This is a genomic window from Shewanella seohaensis (assembly GCF_023283775.1).
Taxonomy (GTDB): domain Bacteria; phylum Pseudomonadota; class Gammaproteobacteria; order Enterobacterales; family Shewanellaceae; genus Shewanella; species Shewanella seohaensis.
On record NZ_JAKILE010000004.1, the window covers coordinates 130,018 to 152,999 of the forward strand.

The following is a 22,982-nucleotide window of genomic DNA, read 5'->3' on the forward strand; positions in this document are numbered from 1 at the left end:
AAGACCACAACGTAAAAGTTCGGTTACATTAGCGTTAACCTTTACCCTATAGGATCGTACAATGAACTATAAAAATTGGCCTATTGCAAAACAGATTGGTGCCCTCGCTTTTATCCTTACCCTGATCATTTTCTGCATACTGAGTACCCTCTCCTACAAATCCGCGTCAAACGTGCTCGAAGATAAAGGCATCAGTGCCATGAAAGCCGAGATGCACGCCGTCTCCGACATGCTGGAGCTGCAATACGATAGCTTGCTGCAACTAGCAAGACGCAATGCCGATGTCTTTAAGGAAATGTACCCCGGTCAATTTAGTCGCCCAGATAAAACCGTGAATGTGCTCGGCGTCAGCACACCTGCGTTACTACATGAAAAAGAACAAATTAACTCGTCAAAGAGTAAAGTTGACCGCTTTGCCAACCTCACAGGCGGAACCGCCACGGTGTTTGTGCGCGATGGGGATGACTTTGTCCGGATTGCGACCTCGTTAAAAAAGGCCGATGGTAGCCGAGCCCTCGGTACTTTCCTCGGTAAAACCCATCCCGGTTATCCAACACTTATCAAAGGTGAAGTTTACGAAGGCTACGCCAAACTCTTCGGTAAAGACTACATGACAGTCTATCGCCCAATTAAAGATGCCCAAGGGCAAGTGATTGGGATCTTATATATCGGCTTTGAAATCACTCAATCACTCACACAGTTACAAGCCGCGGTAAATAAAATCACCCTAGAAGAAACCGGTAGCTTCCTGCTGATGCGCAAAGCCGACAATGTGTTGGTCGCCAATCCCAAATTTAATGCGGGCGAGCCAGTAACTGAGTCCATGCTCGATGGATTAACCCTTAGCCAAGCCACACAGGATCAATCGGAGTTTCGCTACACTAACAGTAAAAACCAACCTATGTTTGCCTACACCCAAACGGTGAATGGGTGGAATTGGATGTTGATTGGCCAAGTGAATGCAAACGAATTAAATGAAGAGAGCCTACTGCTACTCACCATCAACGCCATAGTGGCGGTCACGGGTATTGTGCTTATTACCGTACTGCTATCCTTTGTGCTAATCCGCTCACTCAAGCCTTTACATGCGCTGCAGCGTCATATGGAAATCCTTGGCACGGGAGACTTTAGTCATCCGCTTCCACCATCGGCCTACGATAGTCAAAACGAAGTCGACAAGATCACCACCAGCGTGTCAACCATGTCGTCGGAATTGCGACAATTAATCAGTGCACTGCAAGCCTCGGTGCAAAGCATTGAACAGCAAGCCTCTAAAGCACAGCGGATTGCTAAGCAAAACGGTGAAGAAGCCCAGGCATTGATGCAACAAACGGATCAAATCGCCACCGCGATTGAAGAAATGTCCACCTCCATCCGCGATGTCGCCAACCATGCTCAAGATGGTGCGAACCAGAGCCAACAAGTGGATCTCGCCGCCAAAGAAGGCCAACAGCAACAAACCCAAGTGGTACAAGATCTGTTGAAACTGAGCCAACAGCTCAGTAGTAGCCATCAGGCCGTCGAAAAAGTCAGCCAAGAGAGTGAGGCCATCAGTAAAGTCACCGAGGTGATTAACAGCATTGCCGAACAAACCAACCTGCTCGCACTCAACGCGGCCATTGAAGCGGCCCGCGCAGGAGAACAGGGCCGAGGCTTTGCCGTGGTCGCCGATGAGGTGCGAACCTTAGCCCAGCGGACACAATCCTCCATTTTGGAAATTTCGCAAACCATTGATAAGCTGCAATCTCAAGTGAAAACGACCACCAGTCAAATGGCGCAGAGCCACCAGCTGGGTATCGCCTCTGCTAATCAAGGGGAAGAAACCGGCAAGCAGCTGGAGGAAATCACCCGCAGAATTGGCGAACTGGCGATTAGTTCACGCAATATTGCCTCGGCGACTGAGCAGCAAAGCAGCGTTGCCCAAGAGATCACCCATAATCTGCACCAGATAAGCGAACTGGCTAATGAAGGTGAGCACAGAGCGGCCGAAACGGTGAACTCGGCGAATGATCTATCCTCCCTCGCCGTCGCGCTTAAACAACAAATCAGCCAATTTAAAGCCTAAGTCAAACTATTGCTTTGTTAAGATACCGCCCACTTGGGCGGTATTTTTTTGACTTTCTACTTAAGTTACGTCTATTCAGTTAAGTCGCCATTGCTAAATTCATGCAGCAAACTGCAAGGTAAACCTCGCGAAACGCTTATCACGTTGTGAAGCTTCATGTTCGAGCAACCTGCTGGCTTTAGCTTTAGCTTTGGCTTTAGCTTTGGCTTTGGCTTTGGCTTTGGCTTTGGCTTTGGCTTTGGCTTTGGCTTTGGCTTTGGCTTTGGCTTTGGCTTTGGCTTTGGCTTTGGCAATTGAGCATAAGCTTTCAGATAGGCATGAGCTAACGTCTTTCTTCTTTCTTCTTGCTTCTTGCTTGTTGCTTGTTGCTTGTTGTTTGTTGTAACTAAAAATATCTCTGCAAACCAAGCCACCTTAGCGAATCCCTTAAGCTTAATAACGTGGTAATAAAAAACCCCGCTGTTGCGGGGTTTTAAAGGGTTCAGCTATAGGAGGTTAGCTATTACTCAGCGTCATCGCTTGAGCGGTCCATGTTCTCCGTGTTTTCAAGCCACAGGGCGTTGATCACACCAAAAGAACAGGCTAACAAAACCCCTAATATCCACGTGAAATACCACATAGTAGATGCTCCTTAATTCTAATAGAGTGAGGCTTTGTTATCTTCAATATGTTTGCGGTTTAAGCGGCCAAACATCTTGAAGTAAGTCCATACAGTGTAACTTAACACGATTGGAACGAAGATAATCGCCGCCCAAGTCATCACAGTTAATGTCATTTCACTCGCAGTCGCATCCCACATGGTTAAGCTCACGTTAGGATCTAATGAAGATGGCATAACGAATGGGAACATTGCTGCACCACAAGTTAAGATCACCATAGCCACTGTCAGCGAGCTAAATAAGAACGCAAAACCTGAACGATTTAAGCGGCTCACTAGGATAACCAGCAGTGGTAATGCCACACCTAATACTGGGAACAGCATAGTAATAGGATACTTATCATAGTTGGCTAACCAAGCGCCAGACTCAACTGCAACGGTTTTCAGCGTTGGGTTTGACAGTGCATGGTGGTCAAGGGTTGAAGTGATAACATAACCATCAATACCATTGGCTAACCACACACCCGCAGCGGCAAATAATATTGCCACTAACAGTGCACATAGCTGAGTCGCATTCGCGGCACGTACACGCAGCTCACCGTCAGTCTTCATTTGTAACCAAGCAGCGCCTTGCATCATAAACATGCTCACGCTCACTAAGCCTGCCAGTAAACCGAATGGGTTCAACAGACCAAATAAACCACCGTGATAAGTCGCACGTAGGAACTCATCGAAATTGAATGGCACACCTTGGAGTAAGTTACCGAAGGCCACACCGATGATCAGCGGTGGAATAAAGCCACCACAGAACAACGCCCAGTCCCACGACTTACGCCATTTTGGATTTTCAATCTTAGAGCGATAGTCAAATCCTACAGGACGAGTGTACAAGGCAAACAGCACTAACATCATGGCCACATAGAAGCCAGAGAAAGACACTGCATACACCATAGGCCATGCCGCAAACAAGGCACCACCTGCGGTGATTAACCACACTTGGTTACCGTCCCAATGGGGAGCAATGGTGTTGACCATAATACGGCGCTCAGTATCGTCTTTACCGATAATCGGTAAAAGTGCACCCACGCCCATGTCAAAACCGTCAGTGACCGCAAATCCGATGAACAGTACGCCGATCAGAGCCCACCAGATAACTCTCAATATTTCATAATCAAACATAATGAAATCCTCTGCTTAGGCTTCTAGTTTCTCGAAGTGATAACGACCAGTCTTTAAACTGCTAGGGCCAAGACGGGCAAACTTAAGCATCAAGAATATCTCGATCACCAGCAGCACAGTGTAGAACAGTGAAATCGAAATAATACTGAACCACAGATCCCCAGTCGTTAAACTCGAAGCAGACATAAAGGTCGGCAGCACCTCAGAGATGGTCCAAGGTTGACGGCCATATTCAGCCACAAACCAACCACACTCAATCGCAATCCAAGGTAATGGCAAGCTAAAGAGTGCTGCTTTGAGTACCCATTTCTTCTCTTCAATCTGATGACGTGTGCTTTGCCAGAAGGCCGCCGCGAACACAAACAACATCACAAAGCCTAAGCCAACCATCACACGGAAGCTCCAGAAAATCGGTGCCACATTCGGGATAGAATCCTTCGCTGCCGCTTTGATTTGCTCTTCTGTCGCATCTACAACATTGTCGGTGTAACGCTTCAGCAGTAAGCCGTAACCTAAGTCAACTTTCGCCGCTTCGAACGCGTCACGTAACTCTGGAGACTTATCACCAGCGCGCAGTTTCACCAGCATCTCGTAAGCTTTCATACCGTTGCGGATACGTACTTCGTGTTCAGCCACTAAGTCACGTAGACCTGTCACTTCTTCATCTAAAGAACGTGTTGCCACGATACCCATAGCGTAAGGGATCTTAACCGCGAAATCGGTGTGCATGGTTTCTTGATTTGGGAAACCAACTGCAGTAAAGGCTGCAGGAGCAGGCTCAGTGTGCCACTCTGCTTCAATTGCCGCTAACTTAACGCGCTGCGCTTCACCCACTTTATAGCCTGATTCGTCACCCAGAACGATAACAGACAGGATAGACGCCATACCAAAGCTGGCTGCAATCGCAAATGAACGACGTGCAAAAGGTAAGTCACGTTTCTTCAGAATGTAGTAAGAGCTGATCGCTAATACGAACATTGCGCCAGTCACATAGCCAGAAGCCACAGTGTGAACAAACTTCACCTGTGCCACAGGGTTGAAGATAACATCAGCAAAGCTGGTCATTTCCATACGCATGGTTTCGTAATTGAACACGCTACCCACAGGGTTTTGCATCCAACCGTTTGCCACCAGAATCCACAATGCGGAGAAGTTGGAACCAAAGGCCACCAACCAGGTTGTCGCTAAGTGTTGACGCTTAGAGAAACGATCCCAACCGAAGAAGAACATACCCACGAAGGTCGATTCTAAGAAGAACGCCATTAATCCTTCAATGGCCAGTGGTGCACCAAAGATGTCACCCACATAGTGCGAATAATAAGACCAGTTAGTACCAAACTGGAATTCCATCGCTAAACCCGTTGAAACACCCAAGGCAAAGTTGATACCAAACAACTTACCCCAGAACTTAGTCATATCTTTATAAATTTGTTTATCAGTCATCACATAGAGTGATTCCATGATAGCCAGCAAAAATGCCAACCCCAAGGTTAAGGGAACAAACAGGAAGTGATACATGGCTGTCAGCGCAAACTGCAACCGTGATAGCTCAACAACCTCTTCAACAATCATCGGTGACTCCTTACGTGGTGCGTCCAATTGCTACGACTACTTGAGCCATTCGTAGCAAGTGCCTTTGTAGGATAGTGAGTTTTCATTTTGTGTTTATAGCTGAATCCAGTATAAACCGTTAAATTTCATCTTTTTCATTACATCGAAGCAGCAAGGCTTAAAAATCCCCTTTTTCCTCGCATACTGAGACCCTAGTCACACTATCGCTCGGCTTTGAGACTTTCACCTCACCACCCAATCCTACAAATGATCCCATCGATATAAATATCAGATAGTTAAGATATTTAATCGCTTTCATTTGTGAGTATTTTATACCACCCGCCTTTGATTCAAATCAATCAAACTCAGGGCTTTAGATGGGTTTTGCAACGGGGCACACACTTCACTTTTACCCACTGTTGACAGAGTCATAATTATGAGGTAGAGAACACACCAAGCTGAATTAAAAAGTTAGTTTTTACCAACTTGAGCAAAAATCCAATGGATAAGCAGCAAAAATCACTAAAAACAAATTAAAAACAATATTTACACTAATAAAACATTACCAGGCCCATTATCATTAAAATAATTAAATACATAAAAATCATACTGATAATTTAGGAAACCTTTAAGAATGTAATATTTTAAAACTAAAATTAATTAGTTTTACTAATGATAAAATGTATTTTTTCTCGTTTGAGAAGACGGCTTAAGCTGGTTAATATATCTCCTGTGTTAAGGAGACGGTTTGATGTGACTGGTGAAGCGCCCCAGACAAGCCCAACTCCGCGCACATAGGTCTAACTTTGGTGTGGAGAAAGAGATATGACAAACTTATTTGAACGTCTGGTTAACAGCTATAAGCGTGTTTTTGTTGAACTTTATACAGCTCGTGAGCTGTAATCGTTCACCGCTTACTCTGAAATAATACTGATTTGATTTGAAGTTTTGTTAGCGCAAAACGAGCCCCCTTCTCGATGAGTTGGGGGCTTTTTGCTTTTATGTCTCGAGAATACAGGCAAGTACAGTGACTAAATTAAAGCAAGTCAGTTTTGTTTCACTTGTGTGAACTACTTATTAAGGGGTATTTAGTCTTTAAGATTGATATTTTTGAACTTCATTTTATTAGGTTTAACAAATATAAGACTAAGATCTTAAAATACCTTATCTTTTTTAAAGATGCGTTTTATATATAAAAAAGGAGCGAAAAATTTCGCTCCTTTTTTTTGCTCACTTAAGTCGTGGTTTTCTCAATAAAAACCTTAGCCTAAGTTGACTCGCGCATTGCGGAACATACGCATCCATGGGCTGTCTTCACCCCAGTTATCTGGGTGCCAAGAGTTTGCAACCGTTCTAAATACACGCTCAGGGTGTGGCATCATCAGCGTCACACGACCATCGGTAGTACAGATACCAGTTAAACCGTTTGGCGAACCGTTCGGGTTTTGTGGGTATTGGGTGGCAATTTCACCTTTACCATTCACAAAACGCAGCGCGATAGTGCCAGAAGCCTCAGCTAAGGCCAGCGCCTGCGCACTAGCAAATTCTGCATGTCCTTCGCCGTGGGACACGGCGATAGGCATACGTGAACCCGCCATACCTTGGAAGAACAGTGATGGACTTTGTTGCACTTCAACTAAGCTGAAACGCGCTTCGAAACGCTCAGAGCGGTTACGCACGAAACGTGGCCAGTGCTCGCTACCAGGGATGATTTCCTTCAGGTTAGACAGCATTTGGCAACCGTTACACACACCGAGCGCAAAGCTTGAGTCGCGCTCGAAGAAGCGTGAGAACTCATCGCGAGCACGGGCGTTGAACAGGATAGACTTAGCCCAACCTTCACCCGCACCTAATACGTCACCGTAGGAGAAGCCACCACAGGCCACCAGACCTTGGAACTCTTCAAGGCTAATGCGGCCTGACAGAATGTCAGACATATGCACGTCACGGCTCTCAAAACCTGCGCGGTCAAACGCGGCCGCCATTTCCACATGGGAGTTAACGCCTTGCTCACGCAAAATAGCCATCTTAGGTGCAGCACCTTTGAGGATGTACGGCGCAGCAACGTCTTCACTTGGATCGAAGCTTAAGTTAACCGTTAAACCTAAGTCGGTTTCATCCTGCTTGAGCTTAAACTCTTCTAATGCACAGGCTGGGTTATCACGCAGCGCTTGCATACGGTAAGTGGTTTCAGACCATAAGGTACGCAGTGCAACACGTGTCTCACTGAACACTTCACGCGCACCATCTTTAATGGTTACGCGTTGGTCATTCGCCAGAGTACCAATCATGTGGCAAGGGACGCCTGCTTGGGCGAATTGCGCAGCGATAAGCTCGGCATCAGCGCGGCTCACTTGCAGTACGCCACCGAGTTCTTCATTGAATAGACGTTCAACGTCAGTACCTTGCAGTGCACTTAAGTCGATAGCAAGACCCGTGTTACCCGCAAAGGCCATTTCCACTAACGTTGTGAATAAACCACCGTCACTGCGATCGTGGTATGCAATAACCGACTTCTTCGCCACCAGCTTTTGCATGGTTTCGAAGAAACCACGTAACAGAGCTGCATCGTCTAAGTCAGGCGCGATATCGCCTAACTCACCGTAAACCTGAGCCAAACAAGAACCGCCTAAACGATTTTTGCCAGCGCCTAAGTCGACTAATAACAGCGAGGTTTCACCTTTATCACTGCGAAGTTCAGGCGTTACCGTGTTACGGATATCCTGCACCACACCGAAGGCAGAAATGACCAGTGACATAGGTGCCGTCACGGTTTTGTTCGCGCCGTCTTGCTGCCATGCGGTTTTCATCGACATGGAGTCTTTACCGACAGGAATGGTCAGGCTCAGTTCTGGACACAGCTCTTCACCCACGGCCTTAACCGCTTCATAAAGACCCGCATCTTCGCCAGGGTGACCCGCGGCAGACATCCAGTTAGCCGACAGTTTGATACGTTTGAACGAACCAATATCCGCACCCGCGATGTTCATAATCGATTCGGCCACCGCCATACGGGCAGAGGCGCCAAAATCGAGCAGTGCCAGCGGCGTACGTTCACCCATAGACATGGCTTCACCGGCATAGGTATCAAAGCTTGCCGCCGTTACTGCACAATCAGCCACGGGGACTTGCCATGGGCCAACCATTTGATCACGGTTCACTAGGCCCGTTACCGTGCGGTCACCAATGGTGATAAGGAAAGTTTTGTCCGCCACGGTTGGCAGGCTAAGAATACGTTTAACCGCTTCTTTCACATCGATGTTGCTTTGCTCAAGTGCAGGTGAAACTGCCTTAGCTGATACCACATTACGGCTCATCTTAGGTGCTTTACCTAATAACACCTCGAGTGGTAAATCGATAGGATTGTTATCGAAATGGCTGTCGGCTAGGGTTAAATGCTGCTCTTGCGTCGCCTCGCCCACTACCGCAAACGGTGCGCGCTCACGCTCACAAATCGCCGTAAATAACGGCAGGTCTTCGGCAGCAACCGAAAGCACATAACGTTCCTGCGATTCGTTACACCAAATCTCCAGCGGGCTCATGCCAGGCTCGTCCGATGGCACGTTGCGCAGATTGAAGATACCACCACGGCCACCATCGTTAACTAACTCTGGGAAAGCGTTAGATAAACCACCCGCGCCCACGTCGTGGATAAATTGGATTGGGTTTTTATCGCCTAATTGCCAGCAGCGGTCGATCACTTCCTGACAGCGACGCTCCATTTCTGGGTTTTCGCGCTGTACCGACGCAAAGTCTAAATCTTCGCTCGATTGACCCGACGCCATAGAAGATGCCGCGCCGCCGCCCAGACCGATATTCATCGCAGGGCCACCGAGTACGATCAGCTTAGCACCGACGGTGATTTCGCCTTTTTGTACATGCTCTTCGCGGATGTTACCTAAACCACCGGCTAACATGATGGGCTTGTGATAACCACGGACTTCTACGCCGTTGTGGCTCGAGACTTCTTGCTCATAGGTACGGAAGTAACCTAACAGGGCTGGACGACCAAACTCGTTGTTAAACGCCGCGCCGCCAAGTGGGCCTTCGGTCATGATATCCAGCGCGCTGACGATACGCTCAGGCTTACCGTAGTTGCCTTCCCATGGTTGAACAAAACCTGGAATTTTTAAATTCGATACGCTAAAGCCAGTTAAACCCGCTTTAGGTTTAGAGCCACGACCGGTTGCACCTTCGTCGCGGATCTCACCACCTGACCCTGTCGCCGCACCTGGATATGGGCTGATTGCTGTAGGATGGTTGTGGGTTTCCACTTTCATCAGTACGTGCATTGGTTCAGTGTGATAGCTGTAAACACCGTTTGGATCGGGGAAGAAACGTCCCGCAACCGAACCTTCCATCACAGCGGCGTTATCTTTATAGGCAGATAACACGTGGTCTGGTGTGGTTTCAAAGGTGTTTTTAATCATCTTGAACAGAGACTTAGGCTGCGCCTCGCCATCAATTGTCCAATCAGCGTTAAAAATCTTGTGACGGCAGTGCTCAGAGTTGGCCTGAGCAAACATCATCAGTTCAATATCGTTTGGATTGCGGTTCAAACGCACAAAGTTTTCGACTAGATAATCGATTTCATCTTCGGCGAGCGCCAGACCCATTTCGACGTTGGCCACTTCAAGGGCACGGCGACCTTCAGCCAACACGTTCACACTCTTGAAAGGCGCAGGTTCAGTGCGCTTAAACAGCACATCGGCCTTAGCAAAATCGTCCAGAACCACTTCAACCATACGGTCGTGCAGTAACCCTTTGAGGGTTTGTTGCTGCTCGACAGTCAAAGTGTCTGACTCCACATAATAGGCAACACCACGCTCTAAGCGCTTCACTTTACCTAAACCACAATTGTGGGCGATATCAGTGGCTTTAGAAGACCATGGGGAAATTGTGCCGGGGCGGGGAGTAACAAACAGGAGTGAACCTTGGGGGGTATGGGCTTCGATAGCTGGTCCATAGGTGAGAATTTTTTCAAGTTGCTCGCGCTCATTGGTCTCAAGCAACTCGCTCAAATCCGCTAAATGAACATACTCAGCATAGATTTGGCGTACCGGAAGCGCAGCGTTTACGCAGGCCTCCATTAGCTTTTGCACTCTAAACGTCGAGAGTGCTGGGGCTCCGCGGATGATCTCCATCACGTCAATTCACCTTATATTTATAATTGCAGGGGTCAGAGATGGCGCTATTATAAGGAAATGTCTGTCACAAATCACCTGTGACCTTACGTAAAACAGTGTTTCCTATTAAGATAAAAAGCGGCCCTTTTCCCCTCCTTCGTATTCCATGCGGTACGATTTTTTTACGTAATTGGCGACAAACGGATATAATCACAGCAATGTCAGCCAGTTTATCCTTGTTACCTCACTGACCTTCTACTGTTCATCATTTTGATTTTATTTAATAAAGTGTGTTTAATGACTCGATTTCTGTTCGCGATTATCTTAGGTTTCTTACTGACGGCGTGTCAGCAAGTGACCGTGGAAGAAACAGAATATGTCCCCCATAAACTCACCGAATTAAGGGTCGGCACCCTTTATGGCCCGCAAATTTATATGACCTCAGGCCAAGGCAACAGCGGCTTCGATTACGATATGGCGGTGCTGTTTGCCGAGTATCTCGATGTGCCCTTAAAAATGGTGCCCTACACCAACCGCGCCGAACTCTATGAAGCATTGAAAAAAAACGAGATTGATATCATTGCCGCCGGTATGACAGAAACTCCTGCGCGGCGTGAACAATTCCGTTTAGGCCCGCCGCTGTATCGCGTCAATCAAGTACTGGTTTACCGTGAAGGCATGCCAACACCCAAAGATATCACAGATTTAAAAGGCAAAATTACCGTCATTGCCGACTCTTCTTTTGTGGAAACCTTGACGCAATTACAGAAGCGCCATCCGACGCTGGTGTGGGATCAAGTCACAGATAAAGACAGCGAAGAGCTGCTAGCGATGATCGCCAACAAGGAAATCGACTACACCATCGCCGACTCGAGCAGCGTGCAGATTAACCGCCGTTATTTACCGGATCTACGTTCAGGGCTCGTGCTAGAAGAAAAGCTTGATGTGGTTTGGTTATTGCCCCCCACACACAGTGACGGCTTGATGAGTCAGTTATTGGCATTTTGGCACCAAGAAAAACTTGCTGGCACACTCGATCATTTAAACGAAAAGTACTTTGGTCACGTTAAGCGTTTCGACTATATCGATACCCGCGCCTTCCTACGGGCCATCGAAACCGTGCTGCCTCGTTATCGTCAGCTTTTCGAAACCCACGCCGGCGACTTAGATTGGCGAAAATTAGCGGCGACCAGTTATCAAGAATCCCATTGGAATCCTAATGCCCGCTCGCCGACAGGGGTGCGCGGCATGATGATGCTCACGCAGCCCACCGCCAAAGAAATTGGCATTACGAACCGCCTCGATGCGGAAGAGAGTATTCGCGGCGGCGCCGCTTATTTACGGGATATGATCAACCGTCTGCCCGAGTCTATCCCCGAGAGTCAACGCATGTGGTTTGCGCTGGCCTCTTACAATATCGGTTATGCCCATGTGGAAGATGCGCGTAAACTCGCCGAATCTATGGAGCTTAATCCCAACGCCTGGCGCGATCTTAAAAAGGTATTGCCACTGCTGCAAAAGCGTAAATATTACCAGAAGACCCGCTATGGCTATGCCCGTGGTAGCGAAGCCGTTCATTACGTCGACAGCATTCGCCGCTATTACGACACCTTAGTCTGGGTCGATAATCAATCTAAACAACAAAATAGCGATGAGGAAGAGCCGAGCGACCTCGCCTCGGAAGATGGCCCAGCGCCAGTGCCCGGCACCCTCAGTCCAGATAAGCCGAAATAGCCCTAACCGCTTCCCCCTCAATCACTTGACTTGCGCCGCAGCCTTGCTTTTTTGCGGCTATCAAACCACGATTTTAATCTTTGATTAAGCCAACACAGGCTAAAGTGAGTTCGCTTTGAGCTAAAAACGCTGCTTTATAGAGCAGATGCATCGAGGGGGATTGCCGCCTGAGATCTCTGCTGATACTGTCATAGTGACAGATCAATATAATAAACATTGCGCGTTAACCCATAGCCGTTAACCAAAGCAAAATAGCCTTAACCTAGACAATAACAAGATTGAAAACGGGGTCTATATGAGAAGAAAAACCATCAATAACAGCGCATCACGCCGTCGCACCACACTGAAAATTCGCCATCGCCGGGTGCTCAATCGCCACAAACTGTTTTTTACGTTTCTCCAAGCCCAAGACTAACGCTTAAGCGAGTCCCCAAACTCCTTAGGATAGCGTCCCCTGCTGCGCCTTTTGAGCCTGTTTTAAAGCCTTCTTTTCCTCCCTGCGACGTTTAAAAAAGCGGCTCAATTGGTCAGCACAGTCCTGCGCTAACACCCCTGACGTCACCTCAACTTGATGATTAAAGGCTGGATGCTGCAAGAGGTTAAGCACGGTTCCTGCGGCGCCCGTCTTCTCATCCCTTGCCCCAAATACCACGCGGGCAATCCGGCTATGCACCATAGCTCCGGCACACATCGCACAAGGCTCAAGAGTAACGTAAAGAGTGGTATCGAGGAGTCGATAGTTTTCGATCGTCTGCCCCGCCGCTCGCAAACACTGAATTTCAGCATGGGCACAAGGGTCGTGCTCACTGATAGACAAGTTGTACCCGGTGGCAATTTGCTGACCCTCTTTGACTAAAACCGCCCCCACTGGTACTTCACCCGCAGCCTCGGCCTTTTCAGCCATGGCCATCGCGACACGCATCCAATGTTCATCGACTCGAGCTTGTTCGACATCTGCTTGATTGAGACAAGGTTGCTCGCCAATTAGCACATCAGCACTCACATCAGCACTCACATCAGCACTAGCTTCATCACAACCAAGTTCATCAGAGCCAAGTTCATCCGAGCTAAGCGTCTTCGCATGCAGGATTTTGAGGTTAAGTTTTGTCTGCTCCACTTAAGGATTCTCTTTAATCAACAATGTGGGCAATTATACCCATAACCAATAAAAAAGGCGCACTTGGCGCCTTTTCGTTAATGCATCATGTCATCAAGACAAAGAATTTTCCTTCCCGATTATCAATAGAGAAATAAATTAATTATAAAACAACACCTTGAAGAAAAATTCAATCAAAAAACATGAAAAATGCCATGAATCGTAAAAACGCTCAAAATGTCGGATTAGCCTCTTCAGATAGCAGACTCACCCGCATTACCATCACAAACATCCAGCTCACCTAGGAGGCCTCGGGCGGCTTTTACAAAGCATCTTTCGCCAAGAGCTACATGCTGAGACGCCCCAGACACGCTAAACACCATTTCAGTGTTCACGACAGCAGCAGTCACAGTATTTCCTACAAGGTGTTCGACTCGCCTGCGGGCTAAAACCTGTTATTTGTCACCACCACACCGATGCACTTAGTTCCGCTCGCCATTCGTGCAAGTATCGAACGGTTGGTTGCACTTGAACCCAACTTTATGTACCAAACTCACCTCGGGCCGATGCAGTCGACGGCCGCGAATGTCCGGCTGTTACTGGCATAACTGGATTCCTCTGTCGCCATCGCCAAACAACACGCCTTGCCCGCTTGAAGGTCGTCACCAGTGCATTGCAGCAGCCATGCTCGAGTGGCTGACAGCACAACTGGCAACCATCAACCCGGTGGCAGACCTGCAACAGGCCCGCGCCAGGCTGGCAACAGATGCCGACTTCAACACCCAGGGGCTGAAAGTCAAGCTAGACAAATCTACTCTGAATCTATTAAAGTCCCGAAAAAGCCGCTGTCCGGGTAACCAAGAACTCTGATAGCTGCATTTTCATCAATAATTACTTCGACCTCGTTAGCGTCTTCTGGCGGCTCCAGAGGAATTCTGCCCCCCACCAGGTAAATTAATTCCTGATTTGACGAGCCCCTCCAACGAAGATTCGTATTCCTTAAAGAAGAAGAGTAGCGACCGGTTATCATCAAGTCACAATTTTCTCTGAGCAATGCCCAATCCTTGCGCTTTACTAGCTCACTATACGTAAAACCGGTATATAAAACCGTCGAGCAGCACGAGGAGCGCCTAATAGAACTTAATAACCAACGTGTGTTTTGTGCCTGTTGTAGAGGCTCACCTCCAAGTAGGGTTATGCCATCAATATCCCTATATTGAAGAATTTCATCCAATAATTGCTCCCGATGTATCAATTGTTCAGGCTCAAATGACCACATCTGCTGATTCCAGCATCCTTCACAAGCTAACGAACAACCCTGAAGCCAAATAACGTAACGTTTACCAGGGCCATATATATGGCTTTCTGGTTCAATATGCGCAACGTTAAAGTACTCATCATAGTCCTGTCGCATAGCTACACCATACGGGTTAGTATTAACAGAATCTGGCCTTTGCTGTTGGTAGTTTCCTTAACGGAGTAACCCTGGGCTTTGGCCTTGGCAATGGCTTGCTGGCGAGTAGTTTCAACCCTCGCTTTACGTTCTTCCTCAAGGCGGATTCGTTCCTGCTCAGCCAGTTTTTCCAGATGCATTCCATAAGCAGATTCATAAGCACCGCTAACATCATTCAGGAATTTTGAAACCTTGGTATAACCCTTTTCCGAATAGCGACCGACGGTAAGTGCAGTATACTCATCTGAATCATGCATCATCACCCAGCGATCTCGCTCAAACCGAAACAGCTGTCGGCCGTTGTAATCACTCCGATTGGTTAGAATATCCCCAACCTTAAGTCGATTACGCTGAACCAGGCCAACCTCATTCGAAGTGACTTTTTTTGGTTCTGCTCCAACGGCCAGCAGTGCTTCGATCAGTACTTCTTCTATCACGAAGGGCGTAGCTGTCTTAATTACTGCACTCATCAGGATTTCCCCTTGAGCGACTGAACCCGAGTCGTCTGTTGAGTCTGCTGTTGATGGTATTCATCGGTCTTCTTGACGCTGCTGACTAGACCTTCCAGATTGAGTAATTCATCCAGCGCCTCTAGACAGCTTTCCCCCTTGAAACCACTGGTTTTAGCTGTAATCGCTCCATCGTCATCTATCGTCAGGGTAATTTTCTGTTCAGGCATTAACAGACTCCTTATCGCATACAATTTTTGCGTTCAACCGTTCAGCATCCTGTGTGGCCAGATCAATCTGGTCATCATCGAATATCACCAGATAACGATCCTGCTGATATTTACGCAGCTCCGTTCCTTTCGCTGGCAGTTCCTCTGTTGGCCATTGGAATTGGCTTTCAATAGCTTTATTACCGTTCAGACCGAGCTGTTTGGCAAAGGCATCGGATGCTTGTTTCGGCTGATACACAAACGATGAACCGTGCTCATTCAGTGCCTTTTCTGCTCGTTCCTGTTCAGATCTGCTGTTATCCAGTGCCTTTTTAGCTTCCTGAATATCCCGCTCGATTTTCTTCACGCCTTGCTCATGATCGGCCAGGCAGCGCTCAAAAGCGCTGTAATGCTTTTTCCAGATTTTTTCCTTGATGGATGTTTTCCAGTCGCTTGCCTGATCCACAGACATAGACTGCAGAGCCTCTCGTTTGGCTTTTATACAGGCATGACGAGCTCGTTGTGTCAATTCTTCATGTCGGGATCTGGCTTGCTGAATAGCCTCCTGTCGAGACTGCTTTTCCTGCTCATCAGCGTCTTTTGGTGCCGCCTGCGGAATCTCAGGCAAAGATTCTGCCAGAAACTGTTCAAGCTTGAGGTCGTTGATGTCGGTGTCATTCAACTGATGATCTGTGAGCTCTTCGGCAGCCTCTACCCAGCCACTGCTGAATTTTCGCCCAACCTGAGAGGTAGCCTCGGTCTTGTTTTTTTCCAGCTGTTCAAGTGCCGATAACTTCTGTTTCAACAGCTCGTTCACCTTCGACTGAGCGGCTTTTAATGCATCACGACGCTGCTCCCAACGCTGGTTTTCTTCGGCCTTGTCCAGCTCCTGCTCAGTATCAGCACCACGCTTGCGAATCTGATCCTGCAATGATTCCAGACGCTGACGATGTTGTTCACGTTCCGCTGGTCTTGCTGTAGTCACAGACCAATTTTTCAAGGTGTCGATTTCCTGGTTCAGGGATTTCACCGATTGTCCTTGTCCGAGCATGAATCCCTTGATAAAGCCTCTTAATTTGTCTGCGATACTGGCTTGCTGCTGATCAATTTTGGATTGGGCAATGTTTAGTACCTCAAGGCGTTGCTGCCAATCCTGTTCTGAATTTTTCCAAGCCTGATATAAAGCATCGGGCTTTGCGGACTCAGGACAGTAAGGCGGGTGTACAACCACATCATAATCAATAAAGTGGGCCAGCTGGCTACGTTGCCAGCCCGTCCCCCCTGATGCCAGCTGTTCGGCTTCATCATTCAGGAAGCTGTCGATACTCTGAGTGCTGATATCCTCAAGCTCGATTTTACGAACCTTCTCAACTAGACATTCCAGATCTGGCTGATCAGCGAAACGAAGTCGCTGCTGCTCAGCGTATCCACAAATCGAAGAATCGCCTCGATACTGCCATGCTGCTTCTTCAAATGCCTGGTCGTATGCTTGACCAAGTTTCTGACTTTGCTGTGCTGATAATTTCAAACACCAATTGGCCGCAGAGAAATCCGATTGGTCTGGCAACAACCAGTTTCCGTCCTTTGATAGCAATAAAGACGGAATCAGGTTATCGCTGAGTGCAACGCCTGTACGAGCCTGCTCTTTTATCTCACGGGATTGCGTTCCCAACAGCAGCCGCCAGCCATCGCCGGTCGCACCGAAACTAGAATGAGAGGCTGCTTGCAGGTGTTCCAGCGTATCGCCTAGGCAATCGCGTAAGGTGCCGCATAGCTGATGGGAGTGGTTGGTAACGACAGCGCCATCCGGATGCTGAACGCTGGATTGCTGCTGGTTCTGTTGCAGGTATTCCTCATTGCTATTTTCCCAGAACAGTTTGCAGAAGCTGCGGAAACTGTCATCGATCTGCTGACGCTCCAGCAGAATTCCCCAGGCAGCTTGATCAGCAGATACCAAAGGCAGACCAGACATCAACAGCAGCCCTTGAGCCTGAGTGGTGGTGTGATCCACCAGTATCAGGGCACCTTGCTGGCTCACGCCTGTGCGAATCAGACAACGACCAGACAAGGTATCAATCGCCGCCTTGTTGGCATTTTTGTCGCCCAGCAGCAGATAAATACGAATGCCTTTTTCTGCCTGCTCTTTGATGGCCTGAATCAGCGATTCATCTTTTAGTTGCTGACAGGCAATCAGCAGGGTAAGGCGAGAACAACTGACGTATTTATCAATTACGTTTCGAGCATCGAACAAATCTAATGAGTCGCAGAAGTCTGCATCAGACTCCTGTTTGCTGAACAAAGCAGGCAAATGCTCATTTCGGTAATCAATTCGAAATTGTTCCTGACGAGGTACGATCCGTGTCATCAGAGAGCCTCCGCTATGGTGTTATTGATCTGGTCTTGCAAGTATCGAGGCAGCTCTGCCACTTCTTTCGGAGTGAAGGTCGGTGAGCCATCAACAGTAAATAGGCCACCACTCTCGCGGATAAAATCAATCCCGCTGCTGCATTCCCAGCACCAGGTATGCTCCGTACCGACCAAAATCCAATAACGACCGTGGTTATCATTTTGCTTGTGCAGGATTTCGCGAGACCAGCTGTATGGCAGTTCAGCTTCTTTTCCGTGCTGCCTATCCAGCGTCAACAGCAAGCCTTCGGCATCAGAAAAATAAGCAGCCACTGAATTCAGGTTGCGGCTCTGACGTGGGGTATGTACATAACGATCTGAATAGATGATGTGTTCAATATATTCGCCTCCTGACAACTGTTTAAGCAGATCATCGAGATCCAATACATCACCGTTTATCAGACTGATTGGCAACCTCAATTTTTTGCTTTGGGATGGGGTCAGATCCGCCATTGCCGCAATATGCCAATAGGCCTGTGTCTGGCTTTCGCGTGAAAGCTCTGATAACAAGGACTGCTGTTCTTTAAGCGGCAGTTCAAAGTCATTCAAGGCGATATGATCCAGCCATTGTGACTGCTGTTTACGGGTCTCCGCCGATGACTGGTACTTGCTGCTGTAGAAGTCTTCAAGCCAGAAACGCTGCCAATCTTCAGCATCGGCCTGGTTAGCTGGCTGGATGGGAATGTATTTGGCCTGAACCGATTGAAACTCACCCATATAGGTTTGCAGACCCGAGCGGTTAAAACTTCCAATATAGAATTTCTGCACAGCTGATGGAAAACGCTGAATCTGTTCAAGCCGAGTTCCCATACGACGGTCTTTAGGCTGCCAGTGGCCGTCGAGTTCTCCAGCGATAGCCTCCATAACATCGTTCAGGCGATCACCAAAATCAACAATGGAGAGTTGCAGTGTTTCGGGGCGTGAGCTGGGTTTATTCTGATTGAATTGCAACATGTCCAGCTGGCCTTTCAGGCTGAGCTGCGATGCTGAAAAGCCCAGTGTCCATTCAAGCTGAATCTCTGCTGACTTTTCGGGCGAGCAAATAACCTCGGGATCAAGTGATGTCATTTTCAGGCCGATATTCTTTACTTCAGACTTGTTACGGTCGACGAAGGACTCTTCCAGAACGTTCAGCTTTAAAGGCAACTCTAGCCGAAATTCTGACCGAGCTGCGTCCGCCCCTTTTTTCCAGCTTTTCATATCAGGATCAAAAAATGCCGTATCCCGCTGCATCACGATCGGGCGAGTACCCAGCAACGGGTCATTATGTGTGTACCAGATATGGTAAAGACCACGCTCTTTGGCTTCGAACAAGCCGCTATCTATAACTTGCAGCCCTTTGTCCGAGATGCCTGATTCATCCCACAGCGTTTCCCGCTTGAGATATGCCTTCAATCGAGGCGGCATATTAGCAGGATTGTTTTGCATACTCCTTAACAAGGACACCAGATCGGGGCGTTCCCGCAAAAACGTAACTCTTGCGATGATGGGATAACGTTTCAACTGAACGCTTCTGCTGAGCGTTAAAGCCAGCGAGCCTACTATGCCATCAGCATGCTTGCCGGGACTGGATTGATTAGCAGCATCTGCTCGAGCATTCCCTTTCTGTTCCGCTAACGGCTTCAATCTGTTTTTTTGATTGCCACTCATTAATGAGATTTTCCTTTCTTACCTGAATGATGGTGCAACTGTTTTGAGCTACTTGCAGTCGAAGCCCGGCAGGATTCTGCGAGTTTCTTTAGCTCCAGCGTACGGGAACGTTGAGAGAAATATTCATGATGTCCAACAATTACTAACTGATAGCGGGCACGGGTAATGGAGACATTAAGGCGGTTGGGTGAATCCATAAAACCATCACGATGGGTATTCACCATCGACAGAAACACCACATCCGCTTCCTGCCCCTGGAAGTAATCCACCGTCGCCAACTTGATCGATATGCCTCTGTAATTAAACCGTGCATAACGATTGGCATTACCCGGCAGCTTTTGAAGGGCTTCCCGCAAGGCTTTTTCCTGCCCTTTGTAGAACGTCAGAACTGCTACATCAAAGGATTCACCTTTTTTGTTTTTGCTTTTGCCTTCTGCCCAATCACAAAACGCTTCAAGCTCAGTAATCAGAGTCTGCGTTTCTTGCTTGTTGCTATTGCCCCAGGTTTCTCCCCGAACATCCAGCCAGATATTACGAGACTTATACCTTGCGTATTGCCATGCCCTGTCAGAAGCCGTTTTGCCGCCATCTTTCAAAACACCTTGTGGGTAAAATTGCTGTCGAGGGAATGCAGATATATCCGGATGCATCCGGTGTTGATACGTCAGCGTCGTATAGCGTTGGGACTTCTCAGAAGCATCAAACCCCTGATTCAAGGTCGTTGGATCGTCGCTCTTGCGTTTGACCAGCCCATCCCCCGATAGGGCTTCCAGAATAGATGGAAACGCGATATTTTTGAGTACATGAATTCGGCCATCAGCTGATACTGACTTGGGGAAAAGCCGTTCCAGAGTATCTTCGAGATAGCCAGTTTTCTGCTTCTGGTTTGCGGATAACCGCAGCCAGTACTCGCGCTCCAGACGCCAACAAACCTCTTCCGACCATTTAGTGCTGTCGATCCGGTCGAGTAGTTCCTTATGAACCTGCACGGTATCCGCGTAATCAGAGGTTTTAACCTTGAACGGCTTACAACCAGTTCCCCAAACCTTATGCTGCGCCGCTTGGGACATGCGGCACCAATCGGGATGCAAAATCAACATATCGTCCGGAATCCAGCCCGTCAGCTCGCCCAGACAACCTTCTTCGACAAAACATAAACTGTGGCGATACAGCCGTTCCGGCTTCTGCTGGATCTGTTTCAGCCCAAGCTGATGGCTATCTGCATCACGTCCTGCGCTTGCCGTTACGACCAACAGGTTATCCAGGCCCTTAGCAAGTTTCGGCAGCGAAGTACGTGTTCGAATTTCGGCAACCAATGCACTTGCTACGTCACGGGTAACAGGCACCAACATTGTCTGGGAATAGGGACTTTGGTGATCACCTCGCAGCACCTCTAGCAGGAAGCAGGCTTGCTGGACTGCTGCAGGAAGGTTCTGAGCGGGTGTTTTGCCTTTTGGCGGAACTAGTATCAGATTATCGAGGTTGGCCACAATCTGCTCACGATCAGTGAACGGCGATAGCTGACGCACGTCGCCGACCAATACCCAGCGTTTGGCAAAACGCGCAGGCACCAGAAATTCCTGGAAGGTGGTTTTACTGCATTCGTCGATAATCATCACATCAAACGGCGGCTCGCCGGTGTCCAGCGACACCTCGCGATCATTAAACAATCGCAAGATACCAATGGTGGTACCGCAAACCAGATTGGATGAATCTACCATTAGCTGCTTACTAAGGTTTTCACAGCCATTCGTTTTTTTTAAGTCATCAAACAGTTTGTCGAACTGGAATTCTTCAACACCGATTGCATTGTTTTCATCACCGATACGCAGCGGAAAAATCTGTGCCGACAGCACTGGGTTTTCCTTGATACGTTCCAGCACGTTGTTGATCGCGGCATGCGTAGAAGCCGATAGCAGAATACGCTTACCCTGCCGTACCAACTGCATGATCAGTTCAAGAATCGTGGTGGTTTTACCAGTACCCGGCGGCCCATCCAAAATGGTGAAATCTTCGTTAGCCAGGGCTTTGGTAACAAACTCACGCTGACGATCACAGCCATCGAAGTTTGGGTCTGTCAGTACTTTCCACTCGGATTCAACGATTCGTACAGGCTGAACGTCTGGCCAACGGGTTTGCTCTCGCTTTTGTAGCATCTGAATCAGAGGCCAGTGGCCACTCGATGGTCGGCTCATCAGTTGGTTGATGGCATCCTTCTGACGCTTTAGCTGGCTGGTATCCACGCTCACGCGGATCTCACAGAACTTCCCTTGTTGGGATGGATACTCGCTATTCCAGTTTTTCTTTCCTTTGATATTTCTGGCCAGCAAGATCTGGTGCTCATCCTGACGAACCTTGAGCACGCGAAAACCATCGTCATTTTTACGCTGGGTAGAATCAAGAATCTTGATGTTCTGGTTATCACCGAAGAAGTAGTCCAGATCGGATTTACCGGTATCTTCGCCACCTTCTTTCTCGATCAGCTGAATCCATTTTTCTTCGACACACACTGATTCAAGTTGCCAAACGAGAGCTGGAAATGCGGAGCAGGTAAGAGAGTCGGTATCATTTAATCCTTGGTTAGTACGGCTTTCCAGCATCAGGCTTTGCGCTTGTTTTTTGCCTTCTACACGTAGCTCCCAGTGATCACTTTTCAGGGGTTGTCCCTGACTTTGAAAGTGACCGCAACCCAGTTTCGCCAGTTCTTTATTGGTGACATCTTCCAGCCCGTGTCCATCCAGTTGAGGCCGCGCCCCTGAAAACAGCAGCCAACCATTACCCTCTGATTTGGCTTGCCATTGTTTAAGACGAGATTCGTCCAACCCTTTAACCAAGGTGAAAGGCGTGTCTTGCCCGTCAATAGACAGAGTACTGCTGGGCCTCACATGGCCTTGCAGCATCAGACGAGCGTCAATCTGCTTCGTTACCGTACATGGCTGGCCGTCGATATAAACCGATTTTAACTGGTCAAGCTGACGGGCCAATGGACGCAGTTCCAGCTGATAACCGCTCCATGAAATCTGGTCATCATCTAATTCAAGTTCGGGTAAATACAGCTGATGCTCCGAGGCGTTATATCCACCATCGGGGATATCCGTCTCTCGTCGTCCTTTGCCTTTACCTTGCTGAATCGGATCGTTTTCATCCGGGTCAAAATCAGCATCAGGTACCTCACCATCGACAGTAAGAATCTCAAACCAGCCTTCCTTGCCGACGACAACTTCTATTTCGCTCACTGGCAACAGTTGCCAGATACTTTTGTCAGGCTTGAGCCGATAACGATTTCTGGCAACAGGCTTCCATTCACAGCGGACTTCCTTGTTCTCCAGTGCCTTGATGCTGTTATTCAGGTAATGCATAAACGGCATCAGGACACTGTTGGTCTGGCTGGCCAGTGTGTCTGCCGAGAAACCTTGTTGTTCAAGGGCTGTAAAAAACGGGTTTTCCATAACAAGGTATCCAGATC

General features: G+C 48.1%; 14 protein-coding genes. 3 read left to right on the plus strand and 11 right to left on the minus strand.

Features of this window, described 5'->3' with window-relative positions:
- The first annotated feature begins 61 nt into the window (after positions 1 to 61).
- On the plus strand, positions 62 to 2,065 hold the full coding sequence (locus tag L2713_RS06065; protein ID WP_086904637.1) for a methyl-accepting chemotaxis protein: 2,004 nt from the start codon (positions 62 to 64) through the stop codon (positions 2,063 to 2,065).
- Between the two features lie 156 nt (positions 2,066 to 2,221).
- A complete protein-coding gene (locus L2713_RS06070; protein WP_248967290.1) occupies positions 2,222 to 2,362 on the plus strand; it encodes a hypothetical protein in 141 nt (46 codons plus the stop codon).
- A 205-nt stretch (positions 2,363 to 2,567) separates the two neighbouring features.
- On the opposite strand, the gene cydX is transcribed toward L2713_RS06070, so the two are convergent.
- The 4 genes from cydX to purL form a co-directional block, all read right to left on the minus strand.
- Positions 2,568 to 2,684 (minus strand): cytochrome bd-I oxidase subunit CydX, encoded by a 117-nt coding sequence (cydX, locus tag L2713_RS06075; protein WP_011622029.1) that lies wholly within the window; start codon positions 2,682 to 2,684, stop codon positions 2,568 to 2,570.
- A gap of 18 nt (positions 2,685 to 2,702) precedes the next feature.
- The gene (gene cydB, locus L2713_RS06080; RefSeq protein WP_248967291.1) at positions 2,703 to 3,842 is read right to left on the minus strand and encodes a cytochrome d ubiquinol oxidase subunit II; all 1,140 of its coding nucleotides are present in this window, start codon (positions 3,840 to 3,842) and stop codon (positions 2,703 to 2,705) included.
- Between the two features lie 15 nt (positions 3,843 to 3,857).
- Positions 3,858 to 5,414, minus strand: coding sequence for a cytochrome ubiquinol oxidase subunit I (locus L2713_RS06085; protein ID WP_011716322.1), 1,557 nt, complete (start codon positions 5,412 to 5,414; stop codon positions 3,858 to 3,860).
- A gap of 1,241 nt (positions 5,415 to 6,655) precedes the next feature.
- Positions 6,656 to 10,537: a phosphoribosylformylglycinamidine synthase gene (purL, locus tag L2713_RS06090; RefSeq protein ID WP_011716321.1), complete on the minus strand. Its 3,882-nt coding sequence runs from the start codon at positions 10,535 to 10,537 to the stop codon at positions 6,656 to 6,658.
- Between the two features lie 279 nt (positions 10,538 to 10,816).
- Here purL and mltF point away from each other — a divergent pair, with 279 nt between their 5' ends.
- On the plus strand, positions 10,817 to 12,253 hold the full coding sequence (gene mltF, locus L2713_RS06095) for a membrane-bound lytic murein transglycosylase MltF (protein ID WP_011622025.1): 1,437 nt from the start codon (positions 10,817 to 10,819) through the stop codon (positions 12,251 to 12,253).
- 439 nt (positions 12,254 to 12,692) lie between these two features.
- Here the strand turns inward: mltF and tadA are convergent, their stop codons facing one another.
- From tadA to L2713_RS06130, 7 genes are all read right to left on the minus strand, one after another.
- Positions 12,693 to 13,238 (minus strand): tRNA adenosine(34) deaminase TadA, encoded by a 546-nt coding sequence (gene tadA / locus L2713_RS06100; protein ID WP_262251910.1) that lies wholly within the window; start codon positions 13,236 to 13,238, stop codon positions 12,693 to 12,695.
- A 922-nt stretch (positions 13,239 to 14,160) separates the two neighbouring features.
- Positions 14,161 to 14,763, minus strand: a complete 603-nt coding sequence (locus L2713_RS06105) for a 4Fe-4S single cluster domain-containing protein (protein WP_248967292.1) — start codon at positions 14,761 to 14,763, stop codon at positions 14,161 to 14,163.
- Positions 14,764 to 14,765: 2 nt separating this feature from the next.
- Positions 14,766 to 15,272 (minus strand): hypothetical protein, encoded by a 507-nt coding sequence (locus L2713_RS06110; protein ID WP_248967293.1) that lies wholly within the window; start codon positions 15,270 to 15,272, stop codon positions 14,766 to 14,768.
- The gene (locus tag L2713_RS06115) at positions 15,272 to 15,481 is read right to left on the minus strand and encodes a DUF2997 domain-containing protein (RefSeq protein ID WP_248967294.1); all 210 of its coding nucleotides are present in this window, start codon (positions 15,479 to 15,481) and stop codon (positions 15,272 to 15,274) included. Before L2713_RS06115 ends, L2713_RS06110 begins: the two co-directional genes overlap by 1 nt.
- Entirely contained in the window at positions 15,474 to 17,825 is a 2,352-nt protein-coding gene (locus tag L2713_RS06120) for a hypothetical protein (protein WP_248967295.1), read from the minus strand. The genes L2713_RS06115 and L2713_RS06120 overlap by 8 nt, the downstream gene beginning before the upstream one ends.
- On the minus strand, positions 17,825 to 19,516 hold the full coding sequence (locus L2713_RS06125; RefSeq protein WP_248967296.1) for a hypothetical protein: 1,692 nt from the start codon (positions 19,514 to 19,516) through the stop codon (positions 17,825 to 17,827). The genes L2713_RS06120 and L2713_RS06125 overlap by 1 nt, the downstream gene beginning before the upstream one ends.
- On the minus strand, positions 19,516 to 22,965 hold the full coding sequence (locus L2713_RS06130) for an AAA domain-containing protein (RefSeq protein ID WP_248967297.1): 3,450 nt from the start codon (positions 22,963 to 22,965) through the stop codon (positions 19,516 to 19,518). The genes L2713_RS06125 and L2713_RS06130 overlap by 1 nt, the downstream gene beginning before the upstream one ends.
- Positions 22,966 to 22,982 lie beyond the last annotated feature (17 nt).

Bases quoted from the DNA above. Each gene is read 5' to 3' on its own strand.
- mltF (WP_011622025.1), top strand. From the start codon at position 10,817: ATGACTCGATTTCTGTTCGCGATTATCTTAGGTTTCTTACTGACGGCG.
- L2713_RS06115 (WP_248967294.1), bottom strand. From the start codon at position 15,481: ATGCCTGAACAGAAAATTACCCTGACGATAGATGACGATGGAGCGATT.
- L2713_RS06065 (WP_086904637.1), top strand. From the start codon at position 62: ATGAACTATAAAAATTGGCCTATTGCAAAACAGATTGGTGCCCTCGCT.
- cydX (WP_011622029.1), bottom strand. From the start codon at position 2,684: ATGTGGTATTTCACGTGGATATTAGGGGTTTTGTTAGCCTGTTCTTTT.
- L2713_RS06070 (WP_248967290.1), top strand. From the start codon at position 2,222: ATGTTCGAGCAACCTGCTGGCTTTAGCTTTAGCTTTGGCTTTAGCTTT.
- L2713_RS06130 (WP_248967297.1), bottom strand. From the start codon at position 22,965: ATGGAAAACCCGTTTTTTACAGCCCTTGAACAACAAGGTTTCTCGGCA.
- L2713_RS06125 (WP_248967296.1), bottom strand. From the start codon at position 19,516: ATGAGTGGCAATCAAAAAAACAGATTGAAGCCGTTAGCGGAACAGAAA.
- cydB (WP_248967291.1), bottom strand. From the start codon at position 3,842: ATGTTTGATTATGAAATATTGAGAGTTATCTGGTGGGCTCTGATCGGC.
- L2713_RS06110 (WP_248967293.1), bottom strand. From the start codon at position 15,272: ATGAGTGCAGTAATTAAGACAGCTACGCCCTTCGTGATAGAAGAAGTA.
- L2713_RS06085 (WP_011716322.1), bottom strand. From the start codon at position 5,414: ATGATTGTTGAAGAGGTTGTTGAGCTATCACGGTTGCAGTTTGCGCTG.
- L2713_RS06120 (WP_248967295.1), bottom strand. From the start codon at position 17,825: ATGACACGGATCGTACCTCGTCAGGAACAATTTCGAATTGATTACCGA.
- L2713_RS06105 (WP_248967292.1), bottom strand. From the start codon at position 14,763: ATGCGACAGGACTATGATGAGTACTTTAACGTTGCGCATATTGAACCA.
- purL (WP_011716321.1), bottom strand. From the start codon at position 10,537: ATGGAGATCATCCGCGGAGCCCCAGCACTCTCGACGTTTAGAGTGCAA.